Origin of the sequence: Jiella soli (genome assembly GCF_020615385.1) — a bacterium.
In the GTDB taxonomy this organism is placed as follows: domain Bacteria; phylum Pseudomonadota; class Alphaproteobacteria; order Rhizobiales; family Rhizobiaceae; genus VKMB-3413.
Window position 1 is genome coordinate 97981 of the sequence record NZ_JAJAVB010000048.1, and the last position, 12399, is coordinate 110379.

11 protein-coding genes are annotated in these 12399 nt (G+C 67.9%); 8 read left to right on the top strand and 3 right to left on the bottom strand.

The window, feature by feature from the left end:
• The first annotated feature begins 165 nt into the window (after positions 1–165).
• Entirely contained in the window at positions 166–2580 is a 2415-nt protein-coding gene (pheT, locus tag LH400_RS25320) for a phenylalanine--tRNA ligase subunit beta (RefSeq protein ID WP_229156241.1), read from the top strand.
• A 99-nt stretch (positions 2581–2679) separates the two neighbouring features.
• Here pheT and LH400_RS25325 read toward each other — a convergent pair whose 3' ends face one another.
• From LH400_RS25325 to gshB, 3 genes are all read right to left on the bottom strand, one after another.
• Positions 2680–4212 carry a YifB family Mg chelatase-like AAA ATPase gene (locus tag LH400_RS25325; RefSeq protein WP_229156242.1) on the bottom strand — a complete coding sequence of 511 codons (1533 nt, stop codon included), beginning with the start codon at positions 4210–4212 and terminating at the stop codon, positions 2680–2682.
• Positions 4213–4407: 195 nt separating this feature from the next.
• Entirely contained in the window at positions 4408–5010 is a 603-nt protein-coding gene (locus tag LH400_RS25330) for an SH3 domain-containing protein (protein WP_229156243.1), read from the bottom strand.
• 251 nt (positions 5011–5261) lie between these two features.
• Positions 5262–6200 (bottom strand): glutathione synthase, encoded by a 939-nt coding sequence (gene gshB, locus LH400_RS25335; RefSeq protein WP_229156244.1) that lies wholly within the window; start codon positions 6198–6200, stop codon positions 5262–5264.
• 294 nt (positions 6201–6494) lie between these two features.
• Here gshB and efp point away from each other — a divergent pair, with 294 nt between their 5' ends.
• The 7 genes from efp to LH400_RS25370 all read left to right on the top strand — a co-directional run bounded on the left by efp (position 6495) and on the right by LH400_RS25370 (position 12331).
• A complete protein-coding gene (efp, locus tag LH400_RS25340) occupies positions 6495–7058 on the top strand; it encodes an elongation factor P (RefSeq protein ID WP_229156340.1) in 564 nt (187 codons plus the stop codon).
• Between the two features lie 61 nt (positions 7059–7119).
• Positions 7120–7959: an inositol monophosphatase family protein gene (locus LH400_RS25345; RefSeq protein ID WP_229156245.1), complete on the top strand. Its 840-nt coding sequence runs from the start codon at positions 7120–7122 to the stop codon at positions 7957–7959.
• Between the two features lie 249 nt (positions 7960–8208).
• The gene (locus LH400_RS25350) at positions 8209–9267 is read left to right on the top strand and encodes a MotA/TolQ/ExbB proton channel family protein (RefSeq protein WP_229156341.1); all 1059 of its coding nucleotides are present in this window, start codon (positions 8209–8211) and stop codon (positions 9265–9267) included.
• A gap of 4 nt (positions 9268–9271) precedes the next feature.
• Positions 9272–10300: a peptidoglycan -binding protein gene (locus LH400_RS25355; protein ID WP_229156246.1), complete on the top strand. Its 1029-nt coding sequence runs from the start codon at positions 9272–9274 to the stop codon at positions 10298–10300.
• Between the two features lie 168 nt (positions 10301–10468).
• Positions 10469–11119, top strand: coding sequence for a DUF805 domain-containing protein (locus LH400_RS25360; RefSeq protein ID WP_229156247.1), 651 nt, complete (start codon positions 10469–10471; stop codon positions 11117–11119).
• Positions 11120–11212: 93 nt separating this feature from the next.
• Positions 11213–11890 carry a helix-turn-helix transcriptional regulator gene (locus LH400_RS25365; protein WP_229156248.1) on the top strand — a complete coding sequence of 226 codons (678 nt, stop codon included), beginning with the start codon at positions 11213–11215 and terminating at the stop codon, positions 11888–11890.
• A gap of 78 nt (positions 11891–11968) precedes the next feature.
• The gene (locus tag LH400_RS25370; protein WP_229156249.1) at positions 11969–12331 is read left to right on the top strand and encodes a VOC family protein; all 363 of its coding nucleotides are present in this window, start codon (positions 11969–11971) and stop codon (positions 12329–12331) included.
• Positions 12332–12399: the final 68 nt, after the last annotated feature.

A 12399-nucleotide genomic window follows, 5' to 3' on the forward strand; every position in this document is an offset into this window, starting at 1 on the left:
GGGCCGCGCCCTGAAACGCGCGGCGGACGCCCCCGCGAAGATCGCCCCGGCGTTGACTGGCCTGCGCGCGCGCCTTAACGAACCCTGGCCGCCCGGCTTGCCGGCGAGGCCTTCCTTGAGCCGCAGCCCTTTTGGCTGGCTCGACAAAATTTGCGATCCGGACCCATGAAATTCACGCTCTCCTGGCTGAAGGACCATCTCGAGACGGACGCGCCGCTCGCCGATATCTGCGAACGGCTGACGATGATCGGTCTCGAAGTCGAATCCGTGGACGACCGGGCCGTTTTTTCGCCGTTCCGGATCGCCAGGGTCGTTTCGGCCGCCCCCCATCCGGATGCCGATAGGCTGCAGGTCCTCTCCGTCGAGGCCGGACCGGACGTGAATGGCGGCAAGCCGCTGCAGGTCGTCTGCGGCGCGCCGAACGCCCGGGCGGGGCTTGTCGGCGTGCTGGCGCTTCCCGGAGTCTACGTGCCTGGCATCGACACGACCCTCGGCGTCGGCAGGATCCGCGGCGTCGAATCGAACGGCATGATGTGTTCGGAGCGCGAGCTCCTCCTGTCCGACAGCCATGACGGGATCATCGACCTGCCCGCCGACGCGCCTGTGGGCGCGAAATTCGCCGACTATGCCGACCTCGCCGATCCGGTGGTCGAGATCAACCTCACGCCGAACCGGCCGGATGCGACGGGCGTCGCCGGAATTGCGCGCGACCTTGCGGCATCTGGCCTCGGCCGCCTGAAGACGGCGGCCCCGGACCGCGTCGCAGGCGAGGGTGCCTGTCCGGTGACCGTGACGGTCGACACGCCCACCTGCCGCGGCTTCGCGCTCCGGCAGGTTTCCGGCGTTGCCAACGGCGCTTCGCCGGACTGGATGCAGAAGCGGCTGAAGGCGATCGGGCTTCGGCCGATCAACGCGCTCGTCGACATCACCAACTACGTCACCTTCGACCGCGGCAGGCCGCTGCACGTCTTCGATGCGGCCAAGGTCAAGGGCGACCTCGTCGTGCGCGCCGCGCGGGACGGCGAGGATATCCTCGCGCTCGACCAGCGCAGCTACACGCTCTCGGCCGGCATGTGCGTCATTGCCGACGAGAACGGCGTGGAATCGATCGCCGGCATCATGGGCGGCGAACATTCCGGCTGCGACGAGACGACGACGGACGTCCTGATCGAATCGGCCCTCTGGGAGCCGATCGACATCGCCCGCACGGGGCGCGCGCTCGGCATCATCACGGATGCGCGCTACCGCTTCGAGCGCGGCGTCGATCCGGAATACATGGAGCCGGGCCTCGATCTCGCGACCAAGCTCGTCCTCGACATCTGCGGCGGCCAGGCGTCCGAGCGCACCGTCGTCGCCTACGATCCGCCGTCGGCGAAGGCGATCCGGCTTCCCTTCGCCGAGGTGGAGCGGCTCACCGGGCTCGCCGTCGAAAAGGACGAGCAGATCGCCATCCTCGAAACGCTCGGCTTCACGGTCGAAGCGAATGGCGAGGCGGCCGAAATCGTCGCCCCGACCTGGCGGCCGGACATCGACGGCAAGGCCGATCTCGTCGAGGAGGTCATGCGGCTGAAGGGTGTGGAACGGATCGCGCCGGCGCCGCTGCCGGCGGCCGCGAGCGTCAACACCAAGATCCTGACGGTCGCCCAGATCCGCGACCGGGCGGCACGGCGGGCGCTCGCCGCCCGCGGCATGGTCGAGACGGTCACCTACAGCTTCATTGCGGAAGAGTACGCCGTCGCCTTCGGCGGCGGGGCCGAAGCGCTGAAGCTCGAAAATCCGATCTCGGCAGACATGTCCGACATGCGGCCGTCGCTCCTGCCCGGCCTGATCGCCGCTGCCGGCCGCAACGCGGCGCGGGGCTATGGCGACACCGCGCTCTTCGAGGTCGCAGCAAGCTATGTCTCCGACGAGCCGGACGGCCAGCGGCGGGTCGCGGCCGGCGTGCGTCGGGGGACGGCGCGCATGGCCGGGACCGGCCGCTTCTGGGGCGAGCGGCTGGAGCCGGTCGGCGTCTTTGACGCCAAGCAGGACGCCATCGCGGCACTCGAGGCGGCGGGGGCGCCCGTCGACCGGCTGATGATCGAGACGCCGGCAAGCGAATGGTATCATCCCGGCCGCTCCGGCCGGATCAAGCTCGGCCCGAAGGTCGTGCTCGCGGAATTCGGCGAGTTCCACCCGAAGACGCTGAAGACTCTCGACGCCGCCGGACCGTTCTGCGGGTTCGAGGTGTTCCTGGGCGCAATTCCGGAACCGAGAGAGCGGCCGACCCGCACGAAGCCGGTTCTCTCCCTGTCTGCCTTCCAGCCGGTACGCCGGGACTTCGCCTTCCTTGTCGCGGCGGATGTGGACGCGCTGAAGATTGTCCGGGCGGCCGAGGGGGCCGACAAGAAGCTCGTCCGCGAGGTTCGGGTCTTCGATGTCTTCACCGGTGAAGCGCTCGGGGAGGGCAGGAAGTCGGTGGCGATCGAGGTGACGCTCCTGCCGGTGGACCGGACGCTCACCGAGGAGGATCTCGAAGCGGTGTCCGGCCGGATTGTCGCACAGGTGGAAAAGGCGACCGGCGGCACGCTGCGCAACTGAGCGGAGACGCCGGCGGAAGCCGGCCGCGGCTCTAATCCATAATCGGCGGAACCGCCGGAGCAATCGGCGCCCAGGCGGACAAACGCGCGCCATCGCCGATCAGGCCGCCGCCGCGAGCCGCTCGCCGGCGACGCGGTAGGAGATCGCCTCGGCCAGATGAATGCGCCCGACGGTCTCCTGCCCGCCGAGATCGGCGAGCGTGCGGGCGACCTTCAGGATCCGGTGATAGGCCCGAGCCGAGAACTTCATCTGCTCGGCCGCCTCGCGCAGGAGCGCCAGCCCACCGGCATCCGGCTCGGCGACGGTCTCGATCAGCGCGGCCGAACAATGGGCATTGAGCGTCTCCGACGCCATTCCGAGCGCCGCATACCGCTCCGCCTGGCGCCGGCGCGCGGCCGCGACGCGGGTCTTCACGGTCTCCGAGGTCTCGGCCGGGGCCGGCCGGATCAGGTCTGCGGCTGTGACCGCCGGGACGGCGACGCGCAGGTCGATCCGGTCGAGCAGCGGGCCGGAGATCCGGGCCTGGTAATCGGCAGCGCAGCGCGGCCCGCGCGGGCAGCTGTGCCCGGGCTCGCCCGCCATGCCGCAGCGGCACGGGTTCATCGCCGCGACGAGCTGGATCTTCGCCGGATAGGTCACGCGGTGATTGGCCCTGGCGATCACGCTCTCGCCGCTTTCCAGCGGCTGGCGCAGCGAATCGAGGACGACCGGCGTGAATTCCGGAAATTCGTCGAGGAAGAGAACGCCGCGATGAGCGAGAGAGACCTCCCCCGGCCGGGCCCGCAGTCCGCCGCCGACCATCGCGGCCATCGAGGCCGAATGGTGCGGTGCCCGGAACGGCCGGCGGTCCGACAGCTTGCCGCCCGAGAGTTCCCCGGCGATCGACGCGATCATCGACACTTCGAGAAGTTCACGCGGGGTCAGCGCCGGCAGGATCGAGGGCAGGCGCTGCGCCAGCATCGACTTGCCCGAGCCCGGCGGCCCCACCATCAGGAGATTGTGGCCGCCGGCCGCGGAAATCTCCAGCGCCCGCTTGGCGACGATCTGGCCCTTGATCTCGGCGAGATCCGGAAGGTTCGCCGGGGCGGCCCGGATCGCCGGCTCCGGCCGGGCGATCACTTGTGTCCCGCGAAAGTGGTTGGCGATCTGGATCAGGCTGCGGGCGGCCACGATGTCCATGTCGCCGCTCGCCCAGGCCGCCTCCGCCCCGCATTCGGCCGGGCAGATCAGGCCGAGTTCGATCGCATTGGCACCCATCGCCGCCGGCAGGACGCCAGCAACCGGCGCGATCATCCCGTCGAGCGACAATTCGCCAAGAACCACGTAGCCAGCGAGAGAATCGGACGGAATCGCGCCCAGCGCCGCCATCAGGCCGAGGGCGATCGGCAGATCGTAATGGCTGCCTTCCTTCGGCAGATCCGCCGGCGCCAGATTGACCGTCACTTTCTTCGGCGGCATCGACAGCCCGGAGGCATGGAGCGCCGCCTGCACCCGCTCGCGGCTCTCCGCCACCGCCTTGTCCGGCAGCCCGACGATCTGGATGCCCATCTTGCCGGGCGCCACCATGACCTGCACGTCGACCGGAACGGCCTCGATGCCCTGGAAGGCGACGGTCTTGACCCGCGATACCATGCTGCCCTCCCGCAAGAACGCGGCTAAGGGCGCCGCAAGACAGGGTTGAATGTCAGGCGGACACAGCTAAGCACAGGGGCTGGAATAAAACAAGAACAGGGAACGAACAAAGACCGGCCGAATCGCGTTCGGCCGGTCGGTTCATGACTTTGCTAAGAAAATCTGAAGGTTGCGGGCCGCCGCCTCCGCGAGCAGTCAGTCGACCCGATAGAGCGGCACGACGGGGTCCGGCCCGCGATCGTCATGATGGCGGCGGCGGTAATTGTCGCGGCGATCGCGGCGGCCGTCGCGATATTCGAGGGGATCCTCGGGCCTGTCGCGACGGAAGTCACGCCTGTCGTCGCGCCAGTCGCGGCGGGCGTCGCGCCGGTCGCGCCAGTGGTCCGGACGCGGACGGAAGCGCGGACCGTCGTAATCGTCCCGGCGGCTGTAGAAATCGCGACCGCGATAGTGATCGTTCCAGTAGCTGTCGATCGAGAAGGTGATCACCGGCGCCTGATAGGGATCGAAGTCGCGGCGGTCGGAATAGCCGTGGCGTCCGGCATAGGCGATGTAGTGGGCCGAGAGCCAGCCGCGCTGGCCGTCATAGGCGACGTCGCACCAGGACCGGGTCTGCAGGCAGCCGAACACCCGGACGGAGTCGCCCTGTTCGACGACGTTCACCGCCGGATAGTCGGTCGATGGGCCGGCCCGCAGATTGACGTCCGTCGTGGCGATGGCGCGTTCGGCCGCGAGCGCCGTTCCCGGCAGGACCAGAGCCCCGAGCGCTGCTGCGGCTGCGAGAAGCCTGAGAGTCATGTGAGTTCCCTTCCCTCGTTTCAGAGGTGTTGCTGATTGCTGGGATTAAGCCATGCCACACCCGAACCGTTCCGGAACGGCGCTGTTATCTGCGGTTCAGCTTCGCCGCGCCGGCGCCGAAGCCTGCGGCGGCCCGGCCGGACCGCCTGCGGGAGGCCATTCGCCCGTCCGGCCGCCGTTGCCCGGTTCCGCCCTGCTGCCCTTGCGCCGGTCGCGGCAGGAAGGCCGCGCGAGACGATTGCGGGAGGTCGTCAGAGGCGGGTCTCGATCGCGTCCCAGATCAGGCCGGCGATGTCGGCGCCGCCGAAGCGCTGGACCTCGCGGATGCCCGTCGGCGAGGTGACGTTGATCTCGGTGAGGTACCCGCCGATGACGTCGATCCCCACGAAGATCAGTCCCCGCTCCTTCAAGGCCGGCCCGATCCGCTCGCAGATCTCGCGCTCGCGGTCCGTCAGATCCGTCGCCACCGCCCTGCCGCCGACATGCATGTTGGAGCGCGCGTCGGTTTCGGCCGGGATGCGGTTGATCGCCCCGGCGAACTCGCCGTCGACGAGGATGATGCGCTTGTCGCCCTGGCGCACGTCCTTGAGGTAGCGCTGGACGATGAAGGGCTCGCGGAAGAGCTGGGCGAAGGTCTCCATGAAGGAGGTGAGGTTGCGGTCTTCCCTTGTGATGTGGAAGACGCCGGCGCCGCCGTTTCCGTAGAGCGGCTTCAGGACGATCTCGCCGAAGTCGGCGCGGAAGGCCGCGACCTCCTGGATGTCCTTGGTGATCAGAGTCTCGGGCATCAGATCCTGAAACTCGGTGACGAAGATCTTTTCCGGCGCGTTGCGCACCGCGGCCGGGTCGTTGACGACGAGGGTCTTCGGCTGGACGCGCTCCAGAATGTGCGTCGAGGTGATGTAGGCCATGTCGAAGGGCGGGTCCTGGCGCAGGAGCACCACCGAGAAGTCCGCCAGATCGACCTTTTCCGAGGGGCCGAGGGTAAAGTGGTTGCCTTCCTCCTCGCGCACCTCCATCCGCTCGCCGCGGGCTGTGGCCCGGCCGTCGCGCAGCGACAGGCGGTCCGGCGTGTAGTGGAACAGTCTGTGCCCGCGCCGCTGCGCTTCGAGACACAGGGCGAAGGTGGAATCCCCCTTGATCGAGATCGAGGAGACATGGTCCATCTGGACCGCGACATCGAGCGCCATGGCTTGATCCTTCGCGAAAGGCCGTAAGAGCGAAATTTCCGCAAGGTGGTAGCGCCGGGCGGGCGGGCTGGCAACGGCGCTTGGCGCAGGGCCTCCCCCCGCCGGGCGCGCCGCAAGGCTTGAATGCGGCGATGATTTATGGTCTTGAGCCCTCGCCGGCCGAATTTGTGACTGCGCGCGCGCCATGCGGAAGCGAAACCGCCAGGGCTCGCCGGCGCGGCGCCATGGCCGAAACGAATGCCGCCGGCCCGGATCCTTCGGATGCGCGGCGTGCCCATCCTCTTGAGAGTCCCGATGAAGATCAACGGCAACGAAATCCGCCCCGGCAATGTGATCGAGCACAACGGTGGCCTCTGGGCCGCGGTGAAGACCGCGCATGTGAAGCCCGGCAAGGGCGGCGCCTTCGCGCAGGTCGAGCTCAAGAACCTGATCGACGGCACCAAGCTGAACGAGCGCTTCCGCGCCTCCGAGACGGTCGAGCGCGTGCGCCTCGAGCAGAAGGACTACCAGTTCCTCTATGCCGAGGGCGAGATGCTGGTGTTCATGGACACCGAGACCTACGAGCAGCTGGAACTGCAGAAGGACTTCGTCGGCGAGCGCGCCGCCTTTCTGCAGGACGGCATGATGGTGACGGTGGAAAGCCACGAGGAAAAGCCGATCGGCATCAAGCTGCCGGACCAGGTCGTCCTGACCATCGTCGAGGCCGATCCGGTGGTGAAGGGACAGACCGCGGCGTCGTCCTACAAGCCGGCGGTGATGGAGAACGGCATGCGGGTGATGGTGCCGCCGTTCATCGAGACCGGCGAGAAGATCCTGGTGGACACCAACGAGATCTCCTATCTGCGGCGTGCCGACTGACCGCTGCCGTCCGACGATCTGACGACACCCGGCATCCGAGAAATTCCGAAGAAAGCGTTCGATGGCCCGTTCCGCGCTGCTAAACGTGATGACGCAGGCCGCCATGAAGGCCGGCCGCGCCCTGACCCGCGATTTCGGCGAGGTCCAGAATCTGCAGGTCTCGATGAAGGGACCGGCGGATTTCGTCTCCAATGCCGATCGCCGGGCCGAGGAAATCGTCTTCCAGGAACTGTCGCGGGTGCGGCCCGATTGGGGCTTCCTGATGGAAGAGCGCGGCGAGATCGAGGGCCGCGATCCGCAGCATCGCTGGATCGTCGATCCGCTCGACGGCACCACGAATTTCCTGCACGGCATTCCGATGTTCTCGGTCTCGATCGCGCTGGAGCGCGATGGCCAGCTGGTGGCGGGCGTGATCTTCAACCCGGCGATGGACGAGCTCTATACGGCCGAAAAGGGCGGCGGCGCCTTCCTCAACGACCGGCGCATCCGCGTCGCGGCGAGAAAGACCCTGCCCGAGGGCCTGTTCGGAACCGGCATTCCCTTTCTCGGCCGGGGCGACCATGCCGGTTTCCTCTACGAGCTGCGCCAGATCATGTCGGAGACGGCGGGCATCCGGCGCATGGGCGCGGCCTCGCTCGACCTCGCCTATGTGGCGGCCGGGCGCCTGGACGGCTTCTGGGAACAGGCGCTGCAGCCCTGGGACGTGGCCGCCGGCATCGTCCTGCTGCGCGAGGCGGGCGGCTTCGTCACCGGCCTGTCCGGCGAGAAGTTCGACCACATGCGCGGCGACGTCGCCTGCGGCAACGAGTTCATGCACAAGGCGCTGGTGGATCAGCTGAAGACGGCCGCGCAGAAGCGCAAGCGCGCGACGTCGACGAGCGCGGAAACGGGATCGGCCTGATCGCAGCGACTTGCCCGCAAGCGGCGCTCCGTCCCCCGAGGCGGACGCTCGTTCCCGAATTCGCCCCGGCGTTTCAATGATCGGCATTCTTCCCTATTGTTTCCCATGATTACAGCCGGATGCCTTGGGCCGGCCGAAATCCCTTGCTCCGATCGGCCATCTGGTCGAGGTAAGGGATAATTGGCGGAAAGGCCCGCTGGCAAAGGGGGTGTCGACGCCCGTGCGGCTCCGATGGGTTGAGTGAAACAGATGCAGGTCTTCAACGCGCCGACGAACAAGACAGAGCGACCCGACGCCTACGACCCGACGCGGTTGTCGAGCCCGGTCGTCTTCCTGTGGTCGATGCTGGTCTTCCTGGCGCTTGCGGGCTTCGTGGCGGCAATCCTCGGCCGGCAGATCTCGACGGCGTTCGCGACCAATCCGGGGCTCAACGGCCTGATCATCGGTGTCCTGGCCGTCGGCATCTTCCTGGCACTGCTGCAGGTCCTGCGCCTGTCGCGCGAGGTGCGATGGGTGAATGCCTATCGCGACGGATCGGCCGATTTCGACCGTCTGCGCGACCCGGTCCTGCTCGCCCCCATGCGCGCCCTGATCGGCCGCCGCCGCTCGATCTCGCTGTCGACCACCTCGATGCGCTCGATCCTCGATTCGATCGCGACGCGCCTCGACGAGACGCGCGACATTGCGCGCTATCTCATCGGCCTCCTGGTCTTCCTCGGCCTGCTCGGCACGTTCTGGGGTCTCTTGCGCACCATCGGCTCGATCGGCGCGACGATCCAGGGCCTGGACCCCGGTGGCGGCGACACGGCCAGCATTCTCGACGCGTTGAAGGCGGGGCTTGCCGCGCCGCTGTCGGGCATGGGCACGGCCTTTTCCTCCTCGCTCTTCGGCCTCTCCGGCTCGCTCGTCCTCGGCTTTCTCGACCTGCAGATCGGGCGGGCGCAGAACCGGTTCTACACCGAACTCGAGAACTGGCTCTCCTCGGTCACCGACGTCGGCTCCGACATGGTGCTGCCGCCGGCGCCTGGCGGCTCGCAGGACGGCGCGGAAGAGCTCCGTGTCCTGTCGGAGCGGCTGAACAAGATGATCCATGACCAGGCCGCGAGCCCGCGCACCAGTGCCGCCATGGCCAATCTCGCCGAGAGCATCCAGGGCCTCGTCCAACACATGCGCGGGGAGCAGCAGCTTCTGCGCGACTTCGTCGAGGCGCAGGCCGGCGAGCAGCGCGAGATGCGGAAGGTTCTCGACAGGCTGGCCGGCCAGCTCGGCAAGGGCGAGACGGGCGCGCGGGTCGAGGAGAAGGAATAGGGCGATGGCGCTTTCCCGCAATCGCCGCAGCGAGCGCACGATCGACTACTGGCCCGGCTTCGTCGACGCTCTCTCGACGCTGCTCCTGGCCATCATGTTCCTCCTGTCGGTGTTCGTGCTGGCGCAGTTCCTCCTGACCCGCGAAATCTCCGGCAAGGACGCCGTGCTCGACCGGCTCAACAGCCAGATCAACGAGCTCACCCAGATGCTGGCGCTGGAGCGCTCCTCCAGCCAGGACTATCAGGACCAGATCGCAACGCTGCGTGCCTCGCTCTCCTCGTCGGAGGACGAGCGCTCACGGCTGCAGAAGGCGCTGGAATCGGGTTCGGGCACGGCCGCGGCGGCAAGCCAGCAGGTCAGCGCGCTGGAGGGCGCGCTTGACGAGGAGCAACAGGTTTCGCAGCGGGCGAAGTCGCAGGTCGAATTGCTCAACCAGCAGCTTTCGGCGCTGCGCCAGCAGATCGCCGCGCTGGAAAACGCGCTCGACGTCTCCGAGAGCCGCGACAAGGAGAGCCAGACCAAGATCGCCGATCTCGGCAAGCGGCTGAACATCGCGCTCGCGCAGCGCGTCCAGGAGCTGTCGCGCTACCGGTCGGACTTCTTCGGGCGCCTGCGCGAGATCCTCGCCGATCGCCAGAACATCCGCGTCGTCGGCGACCGCTTCGTCTTCCAGTCGGAAATCCTGTTTCCCTCGGGCGCAGCGGACCTCCAGCCTGCCGGCCAGGACGAGATGGCCAAGCTCGCCGACGCCATCAAGGAACTCGTCCGCGAGATCCCTTCCGACATCAACTGGATCATCCGAGTCGACGGCCACACCGACAATGTGCCGACCTCGGGCAATCGCTTCAGGGACAATTGGGAGCTTTCGACCGCCCGCGCCGATGCGGTGGTCCGCTTCCTGATCAGCCAGGGCGTGCCGCCGCAGCGGCTTGCCGCTACCGGCTTCGGGGAATTCCAGCCGCTCGAGGAGGGCGATTCGCCGGAGGCACGGGCGAAGAACCGGCGCATCGAGTTCAAGCTGACCGAGCGCTGAGGGCGCCCGCGCCGCACTCCGGCGCGCTCGGGCGCATGTCGAGTCTTTCGGCGAAGTCGCTGGATCTCCGGCCCCCTGTCCTTCGTCGCCAGAACTTGCCAAGCTCTAAGCCGTGACGGAAGTCTTCGCCGCCCCGCGACCGGGCGGGGCTGTTTCAGGGGGATGGTCTTGGCAGAGTGGTATTTCGTCGAAGCCGGACAGCAGGTCGGTCCGCATGACGAGCATGACATGGCGCAGTTCGCCAGGACTGGCCGGGTGCGTCGCGACACCCTGGTCTGGCGCGACGGCATGGCGGACTGGGAGCCGGCGGAACGAACCGAGCTCGCCGGCCGGATCCAGCTGCCGCCGGATCTACCACTCGTGCCAGAAGCCGCCCGGCGCGGCACCGAGGGTGCGATCGGCGTCCGCCCCATGGGGCAATCCGGAGCTGCGGCGTCCGCTCCCCGGGAGACCGACCGCTCGCTCCCCGGGGCGACATTCGGCGAAGCTTTCACGCGCTTCTGGAAGCGGGGACTGGACTTCCGCGGGCGGGCGAGCCGCTCGGAATTCTGGTATGCGCAGCTCGCCATCCTGTTGATCGGGATCGTCCTGGCAATATTCGAGACGTTCGCCTGGCCGGGATCCGATCAGCCCGTCGACCAGATCTTCGGGCTGGTGACGCTCATTCCATCGCTCTCGATCTCGGTCAGGCGTCTGCACGACATCGGCAAGTCCGGCTGGAACTACCTCCTCCTTCTCATCCCGGTCGTCGGCGCGATCATCCTCATCGTCTTCTTCTGTCGGCGCAGTGACGAGCGGCCGAACCGGTTCGGCTGGTGAGACGGGTGGTGGAGCCGGATCGCAGGGACCGGGCCGACGACACCGGTGGCGCCGGTGCCGGCCTGACGGACCCGCAATGACCGCCGTTGCAGGATGACCCGCGCCGCACGCCTGCTCGACCTGATCGAGATCCTGCGCCGACACCGTCGGCCGATGCGCGGCGCTGATCTCGCGGCGGAATTGGGCGTGAGCCTGCGAACGCTCTATCGCGACGTCGCGGTGCTTCAGGGCCAGGGCGTGCCGGTCGAAGGGGAGGCCGGTCTCGGCTATGTCCTCGGCTCCGGCTTCAGCCTGCCGCCGCTGATGTTCGACGAGGACGAGATCGACGCGCTCGTCCTCGGCCTGCGCATGATCGAACAGAGGCTCCCCGATCTCCTCGGCGAAAAGGCCCGCGGCGCGCTTGCCAAGATCGAGGCCGTGCTGCCGCCCGGGCGGACTGCGACGGACGTGGCGCTCTTGGTTCCGCCGCGGGGTCGGCGGGAAGCGGTTTCACTCGATGCAATCCGTCGGGCTATCCGGACGGAGGAATCCCTCGACATCGCCTATCGCGACAAGAACGGGAGGGAAAGCCGGCGACGAGTCTGGCCGATTGCAGTCGGCTTTTTCGAGGCGGCGGAGATGCTGGCCGCCTGGTGCGAGCTTCGTACCGACTTCCGCCACTTCCGCCTCGACCGGGTCCTCTCCGCGACGCCGACCGGCGGCCCCATGGGCCGGCGCCACCGCCTGCTTTTCGCCGAATGGCGCCTCTACCGCGCCGAGCGGGGCGGGTGACGAACCCGCTGCTGCCATAGGCTGACACTCACCTCGCGTAGCAATGCCTCCGTCATCAACCACCACGGAGCACAAGTCATGACCCCTTATGCCCTTCTCTACGTTGCCGACCCCGAGATCTCGGCGAGCTTCTTCGGGGCGCTCTTCGACCGCGAGCCGATCGACAGTTCGGCCACCTTCGCCCTCTTCGCCCTGGACGGCATGATGCTCGGCCTCTGGCGCCGCTCCGGCGTCGAACCCAAGGCCGAGGCCGAGATCGGCGGATCGGAAGTTGCCTTTCGCGTCGAGAGCGAGGAGGCGGTGCAGCGGCTGGGGGATCGCCTTGCCGAGCTAGGCGCCGTGATCCTGCAGGCGCCGACCCGGCTCGATTTCGGCTATGCCGTGACGGGCGCGACGTCTGACGGACACCGGATCCGCGTCTTTTCCCGCAGCGTGGCCTGAAGACCGGCGGTCGGGCGCGGTTCGTTTCGAACGAGATTGACGGCTTTGTCGGCGCTGTGTCAGCATCC

What these genes read in the sequence shown, in the direction of transcription:
- pheT (WP_229156241.1), top strand. Translation starts at nt 166, where the DNA reads ATGAAATTCACGCTCTCCTGGCTGAAGGACCATCTCGAGACGGACGCG.
- LH400_RS25325 (WP_229156242.1), bottom strand. Translation starts at nt 4,212, where the DNA reads ATGGTATCGCGGGTCAAGACCGTCGCCTTCCAGGGCATCGAGGCCGTT.
- LH400_RS25330 (WP_229156243.1), bottom strand. Translation starts at nt 5,010, where the DNA reads ATGACTCTCAGGCTTCTCGCAGCCGCAGCAGCGCTCGGGGCTCTGGTC.
- gshB (WP_229156244.1), bottom strand. Translation starts at nt 6,200, where the DNA reads ATGGCGCTCGATGTCGCGGTCCAGATGGACCATGTCTCCTCGATCTCG.
- efp (WP_229156340.1), top strand. Translation starts at nt 6,495, where the DNA reads ATGAAGATCAACGGCAACGAAATCCGCCCCGGCAATGTGATCGAGCAC.
- LH400_RS25345 (WP_229156245.1), top strand. Translation starts at nt 7,120, where the DNA reads ATGGCCCGTTCCGCGCTGCTAAACGTGATGACGCAGGCCGCCATGAAG.
- LH400_RS25350 (WP_229156341.1), top strand. Translation starts at nt 8,209, where the DNA reads ATGCAGGTCTTCAACGCGCCGACGAACAAGACAGAGCGACCCGACGCC.
- LH400_RS25355 (WP_229156246.1), top strand. Translation starts at nt 9,272, where the DNA reads ATGGCGCTTTCCCGCAATCGCCGCAGCGAGCGCACGATCGACTACTGG.
- LH400_RS25365 (WP_229156248.1), top strand. Translation starts at nt 11,213, where the DNA reads ATGACCCGCGCCGCACGCCTGCTCGACCTGATCGAGATCCTGCGCCGA.
- LH400_RS25370 (WP_229156249.1), top strand. Translation starts at nt 11,969, where the DNA reads ATGACCCCTTATGCCCTTCTCTACGTTGCCGACCCCGAGATCTCGGCG.